The sequence below is a fragment of the Enterococcus hirae ATCC 9790 genome (genome assembly GCF_000271405.2).
GTDB lineage: Bacteria > Bacillota > Bacilli > Lactobacillales > Enterococcaceae > Enterococcus_B > Enterococcus_B hirae.
Window position 1 is genome coordinate 2,524,423 of the sequence record NC_018081.1, and the last position, 17,876, is coordinate 2,542,298.

General features: G+C 37.9%; 17 protein-coding genes, 1 pseudogene and 1 riboswitch. Of the genes and pseudogenes, 4 read left to right on the forward strand and 14 right to left on the reverse strand.

Annotated features, from left to right (window positions below; all coding sequences use genetic code 11):
- The first annotated feature begins 105 nt into the window (after nucleotides 1–105).
- Nucleotides 106–1,383, forward strand: a complete 1,278-nt coding sequence (locus EHR_RS11985; protein ID WP_010737430.1) for a hypothetical protein — start codon at nucleotides 106–108, stop codon at nucleotides 1,381–1,383.
- A gap of 203 nt (nucleotides 1,384–1,586) precedes the next feature.
- On the opposite strand, the gene EHR_RS11990 is transcribed toward EHR_RS11985, so the two are convergent.
- The 6 genes from EHR_RS11990 to EHR_RS12015 form a co-directional block, all read right to left on the reverse strand.
- Nucleotides 1,587–2,897, reverse strand: coding sequence for a nucleobase:cation symporter-2 family protein (locus tag EHR_RS11990; protein ID WP_010737429.1), 1,311 nt, complete (start codon nucleotides 2,895–2,897; stop codon nucleotides 1,587–1,589).
- Nucleotides 2,898–2,899: 2 nt separating this feature from the next.
- Nucleotides 2,900–3,481 carry a xanthine phosphoribosyltransferase gene (locus EHR_RS11995; RefSeq protein ID WP_010719393.1) on the reverse strand — a complete coding sequence of 194 codons (582 nt, stop codon included), beginning with the start codon at nucleotides 3,479–3,481 and terminating at the stop codon, nucleotides 2,900–2,902.
- A gap of 151 nt (nucleotides 3,482–3,632) precedes the next feature.
- Nucleotides 3,633–3,730: riboswitch (purine riboswitch) on the reverse strand.
- Nucleotides 3,731–4,051: 321 nt separating this feature from the next.
- A complete protein-coding gene (locus tag EHR_RS12000) occupies nucleotides 4,052–4,735 on the reverse strand; it encodes a beta/alpha barrel domain-containing protein (protein ID WP_010737428.1) in 684 nt (227 codons plus the stop codon).
- Between the two features lie 22 nt (nucleotides 4,736–4,757).
- The gene (locus EHR_RS12005) at nucleotides 4,758–5,375 is read right to left on the reverse strand and encodes a glycoside hydrolase family 73 protein (protein WP_010737427.1); all 618 of its coding nucleotides are present in this window, start codon (nucleotides 5,373–5,375) and stop codon (nucleotides 4,758–4,760) included.
- Nucleotides 5,376–5,384: 9 nt separating this feature from the next.
- Entirely contained in the window at nucleotides 5,385–6,188 is an 804-nt protein-coding gene (locus EHR_RS12010; protein ID WP_010737426.1) for a M15 family metallopeptidase, read from the reverse strand.
- 14 nt (nucleotides 6,189–6,202) lie between these two features.
- Nucleotides 6,203–6,739: a hypothetical protein gene (locus EHR_RS12015; protein WP_014834723.1), complete on the reverse strand. Its 537-nt coding sequence runs from the start codon at nucleotides 6,737–6,739 to the stop codon at nucleotides 6,203–6,205.
- 183 nt (nucleotides 6,740–6,922) lie between these two features.
- On the opposite strand from EHR_RS12015, the gene EHR_RS12020 reads away from it, so the two are divergent.
- A complete protein-coding gene (locus EHR_RS12020; RefSeq protein WP_010737424.1) occupies nucleotides 6,923–7,876 on the forward strand; it encodes a Gfo/Idh/MocA family protein in 954 nt (317 codons plus the stop codon).
- Nucleotides 7,877–7,988: 112 nt separating this feature from the next.
- Here EHR_RS12020 and EHR_RS12025 read toward each other — a convergent pair whose 3' ends face one another.
- Nucleotides 7,989–8,942, reverse strand: a complete 954-nt coding sequence (locus EHR_RS12025) for an aromatic acid exporter family protein (protein ID WP_010737423.1) — start codon at nucleotides 8,940–8,942, stop codon at nucleotides 7,989–7,991.
- Nucleotides 8,943–9,051: 109 nt separating this feature from the next.
- Between EHR_RS12025 and EHR_RS12030 the strand changes: the two genes are divergently transcribed.
- Nucleotides 9,052–9,642: an FUSC family protein gene (locus EHR_RS12030; protein ID WP_014834724.1), complete on the forward strand. Its 591-nt coding sequence runs from the start codon at nucleotides 9,052–9,054 to the stop codon at nucleotides 9,640–9,642.
- 81 nt (nucleotides 9,643–9,723) lie between these two features.
- Here the strand turns inward: EHR_RS12030 and EHR_RS12035 are convergent, their stop codons facing one another.
- From EHR_RS12035 to EHR_RS14800, 4 genes are all read right to left on the reverse strand, one after another.
- Nucleotides 9,724–11,211 (reverse strand): flotillin family protein, encoded by a 1,488-nt coding sequence (locus EHR_RS12035; RefSeq protein ID WP_010719401.1) that lies wholly within the window; start codon nucleotides 11,209–11,211, stop codon nucleotides 9,724–9,726.
- 15 nt (nucleotides 11,212–11,226) lie between these two features.
- Complete coding sequence (locus tag EHR_RS12040) at nucleotides 11,227–11,751, reverse strand: NfeD family membrane protein (protein ID WP_010719402.1); 525 nt, start codon at nucleotides 11,749–11,751, stop codon at nucleotides 11,227–11,229.
- A gap of 195 nt (nucleotides 11,752–11,946) precedes the next feature.
- A complete protein-coding gene (locus EHR_RS12045; RefSeq protein ID WP_476589224.1) occupies nucleotides 11,947–13,719 on the reverse strand; it encodes an HAD-IC family P-type ATPase in 1,773 nt (590 codons plus the stop codon).
- Nucleotides 13,610–14,542, reverse strand: coding sequence for a P-type ATPase actuator domain-containing protein (locus tag EHR_RS14800; RefSeq protein ID WP_010737421.1), 933 nt, complete (start codon nucleotides 14,540–14,542; stop codon nucleotides 13,610–13,612). The genes EHR_RS12045 and EHR_RS14800 overlap by 110 nt, the downstream gene beginning before the upstream one ends.
- A 178-nt stretch (nucleotides 14,543–14,720) precedes the next feature.
- On the opposite strand from EHR_RS14800, the gene EHR_RS12050 reads away from it, so the two are divergent.
- A complete protein-coding gene (locus EHR_RS12050) occupies nucleotides 14,721–15,503 on the forward strand; it encodes a MerR family transcriptional regulator (protein WP_010719404.1) in 783 nt (260 codons plus the stop codon).
- Nucleotides 15,504–15,668: 165 nt separating this feature from the next.
- Here the strand turns inward: EHR_RS12050 and EHR_RS12055 are convergent, their stop codons facing one another.
- The 3 genes and pseudogenes from EHR_RS12055 to EHR_RS12065 all read right to left on the reverse strand — a co-directional run bounded on the left by EHR_RS12055 (nucleotide 15,669) and on the right by EHR_RS12065 (nucleotide 17,875).
- The gene (locus tag EHR_RS12055; protein ID WP_010737418.1) at nucleotides 15,669–16,385 is read right to left on the reverse strand and encodes an L-ribulose-5-phosphate 4-epimerase; all 717 of its coding nucleotides are present in this window, start codon (nucleotides 16,383–16,385) and stop codon (nucleotides 15,669–15,671) included.
- A pseudogene (locus tag EHR_RS12060) lies at nucleotides 16,372–17,246 on the reverse strand (L-ribulose-5-phosphate 3-epimerase). Before EHR_RS12060 ends, EHR_RS12055 begins: the two are co-directional and overlap by 14 nt.
- On the reverse strand, nucleotides 17,234–17,875 hold the full coding sequence (locus tag EHR_RS12065; protein ID WP_010719407.1) for a 3-keto-L-gulonate-6-phosphate decarboxylase UlaD: 642 nt from the start codon (nucleotides 17,873–17,875) through the stop codon (nucleotides 17,234–17,236). The pseudogene EHR_RS12060 and the gene EHR_RS12065 overlap by 13 nt, the downstream one beginning before the upstream one ends.
- Nucleotide 17,876 lies beyond the last annotated feature (1 nt).

The window sequence follows — 17,876 nt, forward strand, 5'->3', positions numbered from 1 at the left end:
AAAGAGTAGTTTTTCATCTTTTCCTAACAAAAGAAATTATTAGAATATAACTATAATCTTAACGTGTTAAGATTGAACTATGAATAAAAATAGAGGAGTGAAGAGATGAAAGAATGGTATGAAGGGTTTTACTTTACAAAAGATGAGATTAACAGTCAAAGAAAAATAACTGAAAAAGCAAAACAAGCCCTTAATGTGAAACATGAATATTCATCAGCGAGCAAAGTGGCGAAAGAAAACTACGAAAAAGAAAATAAATGCTTGGAATATATGAAAAGTCATCATCAAGAAGAAAAGGATCAATCAGCATTTAGCGCAAAAGAAATAGATGAAGCAAAAGTACAAGTGTATAAATTGGAAATGCAGCATGCTCGGATATCCGATCCTTTTGGCAATGAAGCATTAAAAATATCAGAAAAACTTAAATATGCCAAAAACAGATACAATCATATGGAAAACATAAATAAACCCAAAGTACAACGACAGCAAAAAGCGAAAGAGACAGAACAAGCAGCGGCTAATTTGGGCACGTTACAAGCACTGAGAGAACAAAGAGAAGAACCTGATGATAAAAAAATTAAGGTGTATATGGACAATTTTAAAAAGTCAAACAACCAGTTAGAAGCAAAATACAATAACTTAACGACTAACAGTCCTGATAAAAATGGAAAACTCAAAGAAAACCAATTTGAGGAAATCACAAACACTGTGCAGTATGTTAAAGATAATAAACATAAAATGTCCCTGCTAGATAAAAAAGAGTCTAGAATCCAAGATAAATTAAGTAATGAAAAAGAGAGCCGAAAGAACATAAAAAATCAAATAAATGAAATAGATAATTCGTCATTTTTCAATAAAATTATAGTGTATTTTACAGGAGAGAAGAGAGATTTAACGAAAAAATTAGACACAAAAGATCAAAATATAGTAACTTATAATAAAGAATTGAGTACGATATCTGTAGATAAAGCAGCATATATAATGGAGAGTGAAGCAGCAATAGATAAAATGTTACCCATAAGTCAAGAAAAACAGGCTGAGCTTAATGCTTTAAAAACGAATCTCAAAACTTTGATGAATGAGGTGAATCATTTATCTAAAAATACACAAGTAACCCAACAAATTGATCCCAAATTCAAGGATGATTTGACAAACTTAGAAAATTCGAATAAAATACTTTCGGAAAAAATTAAGAATTCAATAAAAATAGTTCAAAATTTAGCTGACCAAAAAAAGGAATTTGCAACAATGAGGGGTCAAAGTACATTTATTGATCTAAAAGAAAATGCGAAGGAAAAACAAAGTGAAATTGTAAGTCAAGGGAAACAACCTGAAAAAAGTAAACAACCAGATAAATCAGAGCGGGGTTCCTCTTTTGCATAGCATAAATAGCATATAATAAGTATAGAATATTGATTTTAGCGTATACATAAAGAAATAAACTAGAACGAGGTTGAGACAAAGGTATTTAGCGTCAAGAAATAAGCAGGAATTTCCAAAATTTGCTTTTCAACTTTTTGGTCAATCCCTGCTTATTTTTCGAAGATGTTACTTTTGTCTCAGTCTCATTTTTAGGACGATTCAAGTTATTTTTTTGCTAATGCTTCTTCAATAATCTCTTCATCTTTTTTCAACCCGTTAAAAACAAGATTCAAAACGATCGCTGTCACGCTACTCATGACGATCCCATTCCCCGTAAACATTTGAACTGTTGGGGGTAATTGGCTAAATAAAGTCGGCATAATATTGAATCCTAAGCCAAAACCAATCGAAACAGCAGTAATCAAGAGATTTTTGTCATTCGTAAAATCAACTTCCATCAACATCCGAATACCTTGAACAGCAACCATCCCAAACATGACTAACATACCGCCACCTAGAACTGGCTCTGGAATGATTTGTGCTAAAGCACCTATTTTAGGAAATAATCCAAGAATAATCAAAAAAATTGCAGAGAAATAAATTGGTTTTCTTGTCTTGATACCAGAAAGTTGGACTAGCCCAACATTTTGAGAAAAACCAGTGTAAGGGAAAGTATTGAAAATCCCACCTAAAATAACCGCCAGACCTTCGGCACGATAGCCTTTTTTCAATTCTTCTTCGCCCACTTTTTGTCCAGTGATATCCCCTAGCGCAAAGTAAACACCTGTTGACTCTACCATACTCACAATAGAAATAATGATCATCAACAAGATCGACCAGACATCAAAAGTTGGTTTTCCAAAATAAAAAGGTTGAGGCACGTGAAAAACAGGTGCTTGACCAATCGCACTTAAATCCACCATTCCCAGTACAGCAGCTAAAATACTCCCGCCAACTAAACCGATCAGTACAGCAATCGAGCGAACAAACCCTTTAGCTAACATTTGTACTCCGACGATCAGTGCAATTGTAACGAAAGCTAGCAATAAATTGGTTTGATTTCCAAAATTAGTCGCAGATGAATCGCCACCGCCCATTTTTTCGATTGCAACTGGAATCAACGTCAACCCAATCACGGTAATGACCGTCCCAGTCACGATCGGCGGAAATAATCGTTTGATCTTTGAGAAAAATCCAGACACTAAAACAACAAAAATACCAGAAGCGATAATCGAACCATAAATTGCCCCAACACCTTGGTCGCTCCCAATTAGGATCAGTGGTGCAACTGCTTGAATGGCACAACCTAAAACAACTGGCAACCCAATACCAAAAAAACGATTAACCGTCAATTGTAATAATGTTGCTAAGCCACACATAAAAATATCAATCGAGATCAAGTACGTCATTTGCTCTTGATTAAACCCTAGTCCCGTACCGATCAGCAAAGGAACAGCAACTGCCCCAGCATACATTGCTAAGAGATGTTGTAAACCTAATACTGCGGCTTGGCCATTTTTTGTTTCTTTCTCCACCTTTATGCATCCTCCTCAAGAAATTCAACTTGTCCGTTGGATAATGCCGCAATTCGTGCCAATGAAACAACTTTCAAGCCCATTTCTTCTAATAGCTGACGGCCATCTTGGAACGATTTTTCAATCAGGATGCCGATCCCTTCGACTCCTGCACCTGCTTGGCGGCACAATTCAACCAACCCTTTCGCCGCTTGACCGTTCGCTAAGAAATCATCAATGATTAAAACCTTGTCCTCTGCAGATAAAAATTTACGAGAGATAGAAATCGTACTAGTCACTTGTTTTGTAAAGGAATAAACAGAAGTAGTCAGCAATTCTTCATCCATCGTCAAGCTTTTGGCTTTTCTGGCAAAAATCATTGGTACATTTAATGTCTGTGCCACAAATAAAGCTGGTGCAATTCCAGAAGCTTCAATCGTTACCACTTTAGTGATTCCTTGATCTTTGAAAACTTCCGCAAATCGTTGGCCTATTTGTTCCATTAATACCGGATCCACTTGATGCGTCACAAAGCTATCTACTTTTAAGACGCCTTCACCTAGCACACGGCCATCTTTTTGAATACGTTCCACTAATTCTTTCACTTTATTTTCCCCTTTTTCATTTATTGATATCAAAGCTAACCACTATTCGACCTCATGGATCACCCTTTCAAGGTTTCAAGCTCGTGCGAAATACGCAAAAATGCCTGCTTTTTAAACAAAAAAACCCTTTTACTAAATAAGTAAAAAGGGTGCAAGACACTCTTTCACTTATAGTCCAGCATTTACGGTGCTGGCTAGAAACTGTCATCCTTATCATGACGATATATAAGTGGGCTATATCACTACGTTCCTTCGATCCTCTTAAGAAACAAAATAGTGATCTATTTTGCTCAAGTAGTCTAGAAGTAGCTTTAATAAAATATGTTGATTGGTTCAAGCATTCATAATCGTTGTTTGGCACTTTTAATGTTAGCTTTTGTTCCAAACGATGAAAACAGTTTAACATCTGTTTCAGAAAGTGACAACCAACTTTCACTATTTTTTTCTAAAATCTAATATTTTTGATCTCACTCAGCAAGGTTGTTCGGTATTTATGACAGAAATAAAGAGAAAAAAGAGAATTTACGTGAGTGCCACGATTTTTTCTCTTTTTTGACTTGTTTTTGATTATTATGATTCCTCTTGCTTTTCAAGTTGTCGATACTTTTCCATTTTACGACTAAATAATTCCCCGTTACTTGGAGGAGTATAGGTAATAGCGTTCGCTCCAGCTTTGATCGTATCCAAGATGCTTTGATCTGTTGGACCACCAGTAGCAATAATCGGTAGTTCCGGATACTTTTCTCGGAAAAATTTTACCGTTTCAGTTGTTTCTTTCCCTGCACTGATATTGATGATCGTAATACCTGCTGCCAATTTTTCATCGATTTCTGTATATTTCGATGTCACTGTACTAATCACTGGGATATCCACTGCACGACAAACTTCTTGAACTGTTTCAAGTGGTGTGGGTGCATTTAAAACGACTCCTAACGATCCTTGCGCTTCAGCGAATAAGCTCATGTAAGAAGAGCGCGTGCCTTGCGTTAGACCTCCGCCAACACCTGAAAATACTGGAATGTCTGCTGCTTCGATAATACTTTTAGTGATTGCAGGATGCGGAGTAAATGGGTACACAGCAATCACGGCATTTGCATTTGTATTCCGGACAATTGCTATATCAGTAGTAAAAATAATCGATCGGATCAGTTTTCCAAAAATCTTAATACCACTTGCCTCCATAATGACCTCCGGTACTCTAACGATATCTTTTCGTAGCTCGGTCATAATTTCAGGGGTAAATTGCTCTGCCATCTTGCCACTCCCTTTTTCATAGTTATTGATCATATTGATCCAAGTGATAGGTTTCAATGACTTGGATAATTTTTTGTGCGTAGGAAGGGTCAGTTGCGTAGCCTGCGTCTTGCAGTGCTTGGGCAGCTTCACGATAGTTCGTAGCCGTGATCACTTTTTCATATAATGCTGGATTCCAATCTACCCCATTCACAAAAAGTTGTGTGTGAGAGTCCATCGATTGTTCCCATGAATCATACACACGAAAATCTCCTTGGATCGTGACCCATTCTTCATTCACAAATTCCTTTGTTTCTAAATTGACCTTTTTTTGATCACCATATGCTTTAATTCCAAAAAGATTATTGTATTGACTGGCTAACGTACTCTCGCCCCAGTTTGATTCAAGAATTGCCTGACCTAAAATGATACTTGGGAGAACGCCATAGCCGGTTTGTAATTCTTTCGCATGAGGAGCTAATCGATCAATAAATTGTTGATGTGTTTGTGCCTCATTGTTATTCTGTTCTTGCCCAACAAGAGGCGCTGACAAGCCTCGTAAAGAGAGAACAAAAGCTATCATCAACAATATTCCACCAAAAATCACAGCAATCAAGCGTAATGAATTACGTTTTTGTTTCTTCCATTTTTTTTTGGCCATTCACTACTCCTATTTCTTTTGTAATTGTTCTAAGTATTCTTCTAATGTGATATCATGTTTCGAAATATAGGCCGCACTTTCTTCTCCAACATAACGTAGGTGCCATGGTTCATACGTGATTTTTGTAATATCTTGACGATCTTTAGGATAACGTATGATAAATCCATATTTAGGCGCATTTTCAGCAATCCATTTTGCCCCTGGTTGATCTCCATAACTTGCCTCTAAAAGCTGTGAAGGATAATTATTATACCAATTTTCATCCACTACATCGACCGCTAAGCCTGTATGATGTTCGCTATGTCCAGGGACGGTGATTGTTTGTTTCGTGATTGCTGTCGCCTCTTCTTCTGAAACATGTTGACTACTCATCACTTCTTGGACATTTTGTGTAAACACCTGTTGCTGTGCTGCAACCGAACGATATGCGGAGACCATCACTAAAGGAAACCCTGCAGATTGTGCTGCTTTCGCAAAATCTTCATAATGGGATTCGATACGTTTATCGATCAAATAACCATTGGGCAGTGATGCCAGTTGCGTGTCTTCATTGATTTCTTTTTCGATTTTATGATCAGGTCCTACCAAGACAAGATCCCAATCGGTCGATTGAACCTTTGGTAGATCTTCACTTTTTTTGGTTGAATCCTTCACTTTAGTTTCTTTGGAACTCTTTGTTGTCTGTTTGGTTACTTGTTCAGTTGTTTGATTTTCTGCTTGGACGTCAGATTTCATGTGTTGCTCGCTTACAAAGATGTACCCCATTGCGGCAACCATGATCACAACTGCTCCAAACCCTAAAACTTTATTCACTCTTAAAAATCCTCTCATTCCTTTTTATGTTCATTTTTTTCATGAACATAGGTTTCTTCCAAATTCTCGTTTACCCAATCCAACAGTTCCAATTTCTCGCCTTCGATCTGTCTTTGAACGTCTGCAGGTAATCGAAAGTTCAAGATGTCGTCATAACCCCATTCATCATAATTAATACTTACCTTCAAGTCAAGGAACCCTGTAAGATATTGATCGTTTTTTAATGGAATCAATTCGACTTTGGCAGGACCATCCGTTAACCATTTTTGAGCGATTCTCGTTTTGATTTGTTTATACTCTGCCACTGCAGTCGTCCTTTTTTCAGGGAAAATGATCGTTTGTCGTAAAATCTTTTGCGTAAGCATCCATTCATAATCAGTAAACAGGTTTTTGATTTTCTGCATGGTTTCAGATGGAAGGTTCTTCTCTCCTCGTTTCCAGCCTTCCCACTGCGCTTCGTCAATTACTAAATAGTCCTCTAAAAAATTCTTTTCTGTTGCGTACTGTTCCAGTAATACACTAAGAATCAAATCAACATAAACTTGATGCATAAAAGTTTCCCCCTCTACTCATTTTACTTAAATTTCAAAAAAATTCACTACGGCTTTACTTTTTCTTATTAAAGTACTCTAACACAAATTTTAACGATTCATTTGGTATAATTAAACAAGGACAATGGCATTTTTTCATTTCATTCACTATATTAAATATAACACGAGAAGGAGTTTTGAAGTATGAAAAAGTATCAATGGGGAATCATTGGCTTAGGAAATATTGCACATGAGTTTGCGGAACATTTTGACCAAGAAACAAGCGAGTTGGCAGCAGTTGCTTCACGAACAATAGATAAAGCAGAAGCATTTGCACAACGCTATCATATTCCTAAAGCATATGGTAGTTATCAAGAAATGCTTAATGACCAAGAAATCGATATTATTTATATTGCCGTTCCCAATCGTCAACATAGTCAACATATCATGGAAGCATTAGCAGCGAATAAGCATGTTTTATGTGAAAAAGCGATCACCATGAATAAAAAAGAACTGACCGAAGCAATGAAATTAGCAGAAGAAAAGAATCTAGTGTTAGCAGAAGCGATGACGATTTTCAATATGCCATTGTATCAACAGTTACGTTCTTTGATCGATACAAACAAGCTTGGGGCATTAAAAATGATTCAAGCACCATTTGGCAGCTATAAAGATCCCGACCCAACCAATCGCTTTTTCAATCCTGAATTAGCTGGTGGTGCTTTATTAGATATTGGGACATATGCCGTCTCGTTTGCTCGTTTCTTTTTGAGCTCTCAACCAGAAGTTATTGCATCAACAATGGTACCATTTGAAACAGGTGTGGATGAACAGTCAGTGACTATTTTAAGGAATAAAGAAAATGAGTTAGCAACGATCAGTCTGACTTTCCAAGCCAAAATGCCTAAAGTGGGAATCGTTGCCTTTGAAGAAGGCTATATCACCATCACCGATTACCCTCGTGCGGATCGTGCGGAGATCATCTTCAATGACGGGACAAAAGAATGGATCGAAAGCGGCAGCACCGCGCAAGCCATGAATTATGAAATCGAAAATATGGTCAAAACTATTAAAGGCGAACTCCCTAACCGTTCGTTGTTTCTGACCCACGATGTCATCGAAATCCTTGATGGGATGCAAAAACTTTGGCAAAAATAAGCTCCTTGAAATAAGCTGGAATTTTTCAAAAACATGAAAAGCTGTTTAAGCAACGGAGACATCCCCAATGCTTAAACAGCTTCTCTTTATTTCATTCATTGAACTGAATAATTTAACCAATCGATTGTTGCGAAAATTCCGCTTTGATTTCAATAAAGCTCTTAAAGGATTGCAAAAATTGAAACAATTCTGCTCGATCTTCAAATTCTAAACGTTCTTTGGGCATAGCCATGTCCCGATATAGTTCGTAGACTTCTTCAATCCGCTTCAATAATTCTTTTCCATCATTTTTTTCGGAAAAAGTTTCTGCAGTATAAACCAACAAGCCGTAAATATGCTTGCCATAAGGAACCGGGTCTTGGATTCGATCCAGATTCCCCTGCATATCTTTGATCACGTTGATTTGGGTTCGACGCATGGAAAAATACGTTTCATAGTATTGCGTTTGTTTCACCCAGTAATTCTCTTGGTACTTCCTAGCATCGCTCTGACTTTCTCTTACGAAAGCCAACAATTTATCACAAAGCAGTTGATTGTTGGTATTTCTTCCAGTCAGTAGGAAATCAGCCATGTTGTTTAAAATGATACGAAACTCTTCTTCGATCAATTGTTGATTTTTTTGTAGCTGTTTTTTGATATCCGGCATATAGATATTCGCTACTAATGCAAAAAAGACACCGATAGCCATTAAACTTGCTGCATTACCGATCAACGACCAACTCATATTTTTTTCACTTAAATAGTGTGTGACTAGCACAGAATTTACGACAATTCCATCCGTCAATTTTAACCCAACAGTCAGAGGAATAAACAGTAGTAGGAACAAGCCAAACCCCAAGATCGTATAATCAAAAATAAAAAAACTAATAAAAGCAATCACAGTTGCTAAAATAAATGCCGTAATCCTTAACATCCCAGTTCTTAAAGTTGAACGTTTCGTGTTGCCCACACTTAACAAAGCAATGATTCCTGCTGAAGGCCAAAACAATAATGAAAACATTTGGGCGGTAACCATGGACAACATACTACTAACCACTGTTTTCACGGTCCTCATTCCGATACGCATAAGCAACCCCTCTCTTTTCTTAGAATTATACTAAAAGACTTAGCTAAAAACTAGCAATCTCTTTAAAAGTTCGTTATCCTATTAAAAAGGACTAAAAGGAGAATAAGCGATGGAATTTGGCCGTTTTCGTTTAGGAATGCGAACAATAAAAAGCGCATTAGCAGTTTTTTTATGTATTTTATTTTTCCACGTCACTGATCGAGGACTACCGATGATTGCTGCATTGTCAGCTGTTTTTTCCTTGCGCCAAGATTTAACCACTACTGTTTCCTTTGGTCGTTCAAGAATCATTGGCAATTCAATCGGCGGCTTTCTCGGAATCATCTATTTTTTAGTAAAGAACTATTTTCACAATGATTTTTTAGTGGAATTATTTCTGCTGCCGGTTCTAGTGGTCATCGTCATCGTGGTATCTGACGGAATCAATAATAATTCTGGGATCATCTCAGCAATCGCCACTTTGTTGTTGATTGCCCTGAGCGTTCCCCAAGGCGAATCCTCTTTATATGCGATCCAACGAGTCTTAGACACATTCATTGGAACCTTTATCGCCATCGGAATCAATTTCTTTCTCCGTCCACCTGAGACAGAAAAGAAAGAAGAGCTTGTAGAAGACTTAGTTGAGCTGCAAAAAAAAGAAGCGTTGCTTAGAGAAAATTTGGCAGAAGTCGAAGAACAGATCAAAAAAACACAAAAATAGCTAATACATAAATAAACAAACCAGTCTCTTCAACATGAAAGAAACTGGTTTGTTTATTTTTCTAACTAATTTTAGCGATAATTATTCTGCTTGATCGGGTTGTTCCCCGTTTTCATAGAGATTAACTTGTTTCATCGTTCCACGATTAGAGAGATTTTCGATAATGTCTTTGATATCTAATCCTGTTGTTTCTTTCAACGTTTCTTGAGTGGAAGCTAAGAGATTGGTAGCATAGTTAGTCACCCGGTTCGCTCCGCCATTTTCGCTTGACCCGTTACTGGTATCAACCACTGAGATTTTCTCAATGTTTCCTAATGGTTGTGCTGCTTCTTTCATTAATTGTGGTAACATCTCGATTACCATACTCAAGACCGCTGCTTCACCATATTCTTTGAACGCATCTGCGATTTTGGCTTTGGCTTCAGCTTCGGCCGCTCCTTTGGCTAAAGTCGCTTCCGCTTCCGCTTGACCAGCTAACCGGGTTTTATTGGCTTCGGCTTGTGCCAGTGCTTCAACGCGGAATTGTTCAGCTTCGGCTTCAGTTACTTCTTTTACCTTTTGAGCTTGTGCTTCTTGTTCTTTGGCATAACGATCCGCATCGGCTTTTTTCTTCACTTCTGAATCGTATTGTTTCTCACGACGAATGATTTCTTTTTCTTCTAATTCAATTTGTTTTTGTCGTTCAATGACTTTTACTTCCATTTCTTGTTCAACAACATGTTGTTGCGCCCGAGCGCTTTCCAAGTTATAGGCTTGGTCTGCTTTGGCTTTTGCAATATCTTGTTCTTGCTTGTAAGAAGCTAGTTTTAATTCTTTTTCTTTGATTGATTCTGCAATTTCCGTCTGTCTTTGTAGTTCCGCTGCTTGAGAATCTTTTTCAGCTTCTGCTTTTTTAATACGTGTTTCTTTTAACGCTTCTGCTTCCGCAATATCTGCGTCACGTTTCACTTGGGCGATCCGTGGTTTCCCTAAAGAATCTAAGTAACCGTTTTTATCACGAACTTCTTTGATCGTAAACGAAACAATGATCAATCCCATTTTCGCTAAATCAACAGATGCCACTTCTTGAACGCTTTGACTAAATTTGTCGCGGTTTTGATAAATTTCTTCTACAGTCATGGAACCCAAAATGGAACGAAGATGCCCTTCCAAAACTTCTCTTGCTTCATTTTCAAGTTCCTCACGTGTTTTACCTAGAAACTGTTCTGCAGCAGTCGCAATTTCTTCCACTGAAGAACCAATCTTGATGATCGAGGTGCCATCACACATCACTGGTACCCCTTGTTCAGTATAGACTTCTGGCGTCGAAACATCTAACTTGCTTGACAAGAGACTGATCCGATTCGAGCGTTGGAAAACTGGTAAAACAAATGCCCCGCCACCACGAACGATTTTGATTTTATTATTACTTTCATCTGCGTGGACATTTTTACTGCCTAAATAACTCCCGCTAATAATTAATGCTTCATCTGGTTTGGCAGTTTGATATTTTGCTACAAAGACGATCAGTAACATTAAAATGATCAAGACTGCAATAGCAATTGCGATATAAACTCCTGATATTTCCATTTCTTATACACTCCTTCATATTTTTAGCATGCCTTCATAAGGCGTTACATAACAAACTCTTTCTTTTACTTCAATGATCAAGACCTGTTCTCCTTGCTTAGCTGGTGAACTTTGTGGGGCATAAAAGCATGCAGGTCGCGTAATCGAACCAGTCACACTTTTTAATTGGATCTCCCCCATCCCTTTTAATGGTATGGGTGTAACTACGATCGCCATCTGTCCTTCAAGAGTTTTTTCTGATGCCGACAACGTACTTTCAGCATTTTTCATCGGCATTCGGACATAAAAATTGAGCAAAAACACTAAAACAGTTGCAATCGCCCCACTTGAAATCAATAGAAACAGCGAATCTAATTCTGTTAAGCGTTCTCCTAAATACCCAAACAGGCTGGTAAAAGTTAGCCAAGGGACAATGAGTATCGGGTCAATTGGACCATCGAAATCAAAAATATCTCCAAAGACTAGCAGAAAAACTGCAATCCCCGCACAAGTTAAAAGTGTATACCAATAAATCGTCTCTAATGCCACCCCTCCAATCATGTAATCGCCTCCTCCTCTGTTTTGTTCTATCATACCAATAGAATAACTTTCTGTATAGTTTGATCGATAATTTTGTTTTACCAATTTCCCAATGACGATTTAGCCAGTGGGGCGGACACCCCACCGGCAACAAAAGAACTTTGATGCGATCGTTTATTATTTTTGTTCGCTTCTTTTCTTTAAAAAGAAAATGGCTCATGCATCTAGTTTGTGAGTTGATTTTACCGTCATCCCTACAAAAGCTTTCTCTAATTCAACAAGAAGGAATAAAACCAATCCAGGTAGTAAACTGATGCTTGCTTCTTGGACAGTCAACGAAACTGTCCCAATCGCAATTTTTAATGGTGGGAACACTAACATCAATCCTTGTAAGAGGATCATCGCTCCAATCGAATAGAGTAATGCCCGATTTTCAAAAAGATCTTTTGTCAGACTAAATTCAGTCACTCTTCGACAATTAACCATGTAGAAGGCTTGTCCAAAAACCATCGCATTGATCAGAACGGTTTGTTTCGCTTCAGCAGGAACAAAATCCATTGCAACAAACCCTAAAATAGTCATGATGATCCCAACATATAAAATACGCAAAAGTGCATATTTTGATAGGATTTTTTCGTCAATTGGTCTCGGTGGACGATTCATAACATCTTGATCTGCTTTTTCAAAACCCAATGCGTATGAAAGGGTGATCGAAGCGACTAGATTTAACCACAAGATTTGTACAGTAGTTAAAGGTAATGGGAAATTTCCTACCAATGAAAAGAGCAATAGTAATCCTTGGGCTAAACAAGTTGGCAAATAAAAGAGAATCGTCTTTTTCAAATTATCAAAAATACGTCGTCCTTCTTTCACGGCTTTTGCAATGGTCTCAAAATTATCATCTACCAACACCATGTCTGCTGCCTGTTTGCTAACATCGCTCCCTTTGATTCCCATAGCGATCCCGACATCGGCTTTTTTCAAAGCTGGCGCATCATTAACGCCGTCCCCAGTCATTCCAACAATTTCATCTTGTTCTTGGAGATAGGTCACAATAGCCAATTTATGTTCAGGTGTCGTCCTGGCAAAAACATCATTCTCACGGACAGCGATCTTCCATTCTTCTTCTGTCAATTGATCTAGTTCCGTTCCCGTAATCGCCGATTTAGCATTTTTTAAACCTAATTCCTCAGCGATCGCTTTTGCTGTTGCTTGATGATCGCCAGTGATCATTTTTACTCTGATCCCTGCTTGTTGCATTTCCTTGACTGAAGCAATAGCTGATTCCTTTGGTGGATCAATGATGCCACTAAGTCCAATCATCACCAGCTCATTCGTTAATTCTTCATGTGACAATTCACGATCCTTTAACTCTTTCATTGCAAACGCTAAGACACGTTGGCCTGTTTGCGCTAATTGTTCGTTTTTTTGTAACCACATAGCATGATCTATCTGTTGTTGTCTTCCATCTGATCCCAGTTCATATTGCTCTTTATTCAGTAAAACATCTGGCGCACCTTTCACAAATAAGATCCTTTTTCCTGCAATCTCATGGACGGTCGCCATATATTTGTAAGCTGAGTCGAAAGGGATTTTATCAACGACTGGATAAAGTTCGATCGGTTGTTGATTGGTCCATTTTAATAAAGCTAATTCCGTGGCATTACCTGAAGTTGGACATACTCCTTGAGTTAGTTGGGTTTCTTGACAATTATGCATCGCTTCAACAAGCCAAGTCTCATTTTTGGTCCAGTTTTTTTCTTCAAGCATTTCCACCCCATGGTTCGCTTCTCTAGTCGCTAAGCTAACCAATGTCATTTCATTTTTAGTCAGTGTTCCTGTTTTATCTGAACAAATTACTGTCATTGCCCCTAACGTTTCAACTGTGGGTAGATTTTTGACGATTGCTTGTTTCTTTGCCATTCGATTGACACCCGAAGATAAAATAATCGTTAAGATCGAAGGAAGTCCTTCTGGGATAGAAGACACGATCAAGGCAATGACAGCCGTCGCTATATAGCCCCAAGTCATGCCATAATAAAAGTGTAGCTAACAATAAAATCAACGCAGCGATTCCTTTAAATATACTAGTATTCATTTCTTTGATTTTCTTCAATAACGGTGTTTCTTGTTCTGTGATCGACCCTAATGAAGTGCTGATTTTTCCAATTTCTGTAGCAGTTCCGACAGCGACTACGATCCCTATTCCTCTGCCTGATTCCACTTTAGTCCCAGAAAAAGCCATATTCGTTTGTTCCGCTAAAGGAGTCTCTAGCGGTAACGGGTCGGTCGTCTTTTGGATCGCATGGGTTTCTCCAGTAAGAATTGCTTCATCAATTTGTAAGTTGAACGTTTCACTCAAACGAACATCTGCAGAAACGATATCTCCAGCAGCTAATACGATTTGATCCCCCACCACTAAATCAGCTGGTGCAATCTCTTTTTGCTGTCCCTTTTCGATGATGACTGCTTTTTCACTAAGTAATTCCGCAATGCTGTCTAAAGATGAAGCTGCCTTTCGTTCTTGTAAATAGCCGATCAGCGCATTTAAGAAAACAACTAAAAAAATCATACTGCCTTCAATATATGCGCCTGTAAAAAGCTTAACGATCGCAGCTCCTAATAAAATGTACATCAGTGCATCATGAAAGTAAGAAAGAAATTTTTTCCATTCTGGAACTTTAATACCATTTTCTAAGACGTTTCTTCCATACTTAAGTTGTCGTTCGTTCCTTTCTTGTTCGTTCATTGCTTTTTTTACCATTAATTTTTCTTTGATTTCTATGATTGATAAGGTGTACCATTCTTTCATTTTTTTCCTCCAATAATTCTTACTGATCAAATCATAAAGGTTAGAGTGACTCTAAGGTCAAGAAAAATTTAAGCAAATCTATCTATGTAGAATAAAAAAATCAATTCCATTCACATTTCCCCCACGTTTCGTAGTAAAATAACCTTACTTAAAATGACTGATCAATGGAAGTGATGATTTGAAAATCAATGAATTAGCAAAGCTCTATGATATTACAGCCCATACTTTACGCTATTATGAAAAATTAGGTTTGATTACACCGGATTATGATGAAAATGGCTATCGAAATTATTCTTACGAACACATTGAACAACTGAATACCATCCGTGACCTACGTTATTTTGATGTCTCCATTACTGAGATCGCCGATTATTTGAAGCAAAAAGAAATCAGCAAGACAAAAGAATTATTAGCTTTTGAAATCGAGGCACTTCATCAACTCATCAGTGACTCACAAAAAAAAATCGAACTATTAATCGAACGTGTCCAGTTAATTGAAGAAGCAGAAAGCATAGACTATCAAGAAGTGCTATTAGTGCAGCAACCGAAAAGACTGATTCTTAAAGCTTCTACGGTTGCAACGGATGAACAAATCGACTTTTCGTTAAAAGAACTTCATAAAAAATACGAACCTTTATTAAGCACTAATAATCAAAATCTTTTTGGTAGTATCATCCATTTAGAGGAAGATCCTTTTACCTATCAAGTATTTTATTTTTGTCCTGACCTTACGATTAAAAATGAGGATGCTGAGATACTCCCTGCTGGAAATTATCTTAGTTATAGTTTTAAAGGTGACTATGAACAAAGGAAGAAAGGAATTGCTACCATCATGAACTACCTGACTACCCATTCGCTTCATAGAGCCAGTCCATTTTATGAATCTTATCTAATTGATTTTCACGAAACGAATAAGCCAGAAGAATATGTGACGCGTTTAGAAATTTTAGTTGAATCGTAGCTTGGAATAACTAAATATTTATACAAGAAAAAACTACGTCTGAGTTTGACATCAGACATCAAACTCAGACATAGTAACTCTTTTATAAATCAAGAATAAAAATTTGCTACTAAGTGCTACGAATCAATAAATGTGAAGACTTCAAGTAAGCCCCCGCAAGCTTCGTCACTTTTGACCGTAATATGCATGCATCCCATGTTTTCGATAGTAGTGCTTATCTAAAAGATATTGTGGAATAGATTGCATAGCAGGATTAATTTTTTCATTTTCTTTAGCCATTAAGCATATTTCGTCTAAGATCAAGCTATTCTCTACCGCCTTTGCAGGGGTTTCACCCCAAGTAAATGGGCCATGTCCATAAACGAATACACCAGGAACTTCAGTGGGAGCTAATTGTCTCTCTTGAAACGTTTCAACAATCACCTGACCAGTGTTTCTTTCATAAGCACTTTTAACTTCTTCTTCAGTTAATTGCCGTGTGCAAGGAATCGTTCCATAAAAAGCATCCGCATGAGTTGTTCCATAGGCAGGCAAGTCTCGACCAGCCTGCGCCCACATGACTGAATGAGTGGAGTGCGTGTGGACGATAGCATTGATTTTTTCAAAAGCTTGATACAAAATCACATGAGTCGATAAATCAGAAGAGGGCTTCATCCCATCTTCTTCTAGCGGATTTCCAGCTAGATCAGTCACTACCATTTGTTCGGGAGCCATCTGTTCATACTTTACACCACTTGGCTTGATCACGATCACCCCAAGTGCTCGATCAATCTCACTGACATTGCCCCAAGTCAACTTAACTAGTCCATATTGAGGTAGTGCCAAATTTGCTTCATAAACACGTTGTTTCATTTCTTTAATGATCGGATTACGCAAACTCATAACCTGCCTCCTTTAGCTTCGGATAAAGATAGCTTTTTGCTGCTACGATTTCTTTTTTAAAATCCGGATTTTTTTCACTCCACATTTCAATTAAAAATGACCCATTATAATTCATCTGTTTGAGTTTCTTTAACAAACCCTCAAAGTCAACACAGCCTGCGCCAAAAGGAACATCACGAAATTGACCTGATGATTCAGTTGTTACTGGATAGGTATCCTTTAAGTGGATGGAAGAAATCCAATTGATCCCTTTTTCTAGTTCACGTTCTGGATCGTTTTCTTGCCAAGCCGAAAGGTTACCAAGATCTGGATAAACTTGAAGATATGGTGAATCAATCTGGCGTTTGATTTCTAAAAATTTAGTGATTGAATTCATAAATGGATCATCCATAATTTCAATTGACAAGATGATTCCATATTCAGAAGCTATTTTGACGCTTTCTTCAAGTCCTTCAATAAATAATTTTCGTGATAGCCTTGTTTTTTTTCATAATAGACATCGTATCCGGCTACTTGGATAATTTTGATACTTAAGCGCTGAGCAAGTCGGATCGCTTTGACCATCAATTCTTTGGCTTTTATCCGATACGCTTCATTTGAAGAGCCAAAAGGAAACCTGCGATGACCACTCAGACAAATGGAATTGATCCGAATGCCCGTCTCTTTCATGTCTTTGCGTATTTGATTGATCATCTCGTCAGACCAATTGAGTCGAGCTAGGCGTTCATCTGTCTCGTCAATCGACATCTCAATAAAGGAAAAACCAAGTTCCTTTGCTAATAAAAAGCGCTCTTTCCAAGAGATATCTTTTGGTAGTGCCTTCTCATAAATTCCGATTTGAGCCAAGTCTATTCCCCCCAAATGCGAATCATTTCTTGTTTAAAATCATTGGCTGCTTTTGCAGGATCGTCCGCACTAGAAATCCCTCTTCCAGCTATAAAAGTTTCCACTTCAATCCCTGCGAATAATTTCAATGTTTCCACGTTTAATCCACCTGTCACAGAAACTGCAAAGCCCATTTCTATCAATTTCTTTACTTTTGTCAGATCCCGTTCTCCCCAAGTTTCACCAGAAAGTAATGCATCTCGACTTTGATGATAGATCACCTGTTGGATACCGATCCTCCGCCATTCAGCTGCTTGTTCATAGGTCCAATCCCCATACAGTTCGACTTGCAATGCCTTCACTTCTTTTTGAGCTGCTTCCATGGTTGGCAGAGTAGCACAGCAGATAACAGTCATAAAATCCGCACCGGCATCAGTTACATTTTTGGCTACCGTTCCCCCGGCATCCGCACATTTTGTATCAGCAACAATTGTTTTCCTTGGAAACATGCTACGAATACAGCTGATGGCTTTGCGCCCCTCTTGCAGACATAAAATGGTTCCAATTTCAATAATATCGACAATATCCCCTACTTGAAATACATCTGCTAATGCTTGTTCTAAATCATTATGATCCAAAGCAATCTGTAATTTTGGTCTGCTCATT

What these genes read in the sequence shown, in the direction of transcription:
- EHR_RS12025 (WP_010737423.1), bottom strand. Translation starts at nt 8,942, where the DNA reads ATGCGTATCGGAATGAGGACCGTGAAAACAGTGGTTAGTAGTATGTTG.
- EHR_RS11985 (WP_010737430.1), top strand. Translation starts at nt 106, where the DNA reads ATGAAAGAATGGTATGAAGGGTTTTACTTTACAAAAGATGAGATTAAC.
- EHR_RS12055 (WP_010737418.1), bottom strand. Translation starts at nt 16,385, where the DNA reads ATGAGTTTGCGTAATCCGATCATTAAAGAAATGAAACAACGTGTTTAT.
- EHR_RS14800 (WP_010737421.1), bottom strand. Translation starts at nt 14,542, where the DNA reads ATGAAAGAATGGTACACCTTATCAATCATAGAAATCAAAGAAAAATTA.
- EHR_RS12030 (WP_014834724.1), top strand. Translation starts at nt 9,052, where the DNA reads ATGGAATTTGGCCGTTTTCGTTTAGGAATGCGAACAATAAAAAGCGCA.
- EHR_RS12035 (WP_010719401.1), bottom strand. Translation starts at nt 11,211, where the DNA reads ATGGAAATATCAGGAGTTTATATCGCAATTGCTATTGCAGTCTTGATC.
- EHR_RS12065 (WP_010719407.1), bottom strand. Translation starts at nt 17,875, where the DNA reads ATGAGCAGACCAAAATTACAGATTGCTTTGGATCATAATGATTTAGAA.
- EHR_RS12040 (WP_010719402.1), bottom strand. Translation starts at nt 11,751, where the DNA reads ATGATTGGAGGGGTGGCATTAGAGACGATTTATTGGTATACACTTTTA.
- EHR_RS12005 (WP_010737427.1), bottom strand. Translation starts at nt 5,375, where the DNA reads ATGGCCAAAAAAAAATGGAAGAAACAAAAACGTAATTCATTACGCTTG.
- EHR_RS12000 (WP_010737428.1), bottom strand. Translation starts at nt 4,735, where the DNA reads ATGGCAGAGCAATTTACCCCTGAAATTATGACCGAGCTACGAAAAGAT.
- EHR_RS12015 (WP_014834723.1), bottom strand. Translation starts at nt 6,739, where the DNA reads ATGCATCAAGTTTATGTTGATTTGATTCTTAGTGTATTACTGGAACAG.
- EHR_RS12020 (WP_010737424.1), top strand. Translation starts at nt 6,923, where the DNA reads ATGAAAAAGTATCAATGGGGAATCATTGGCTTAGGAAATATTGCACAT.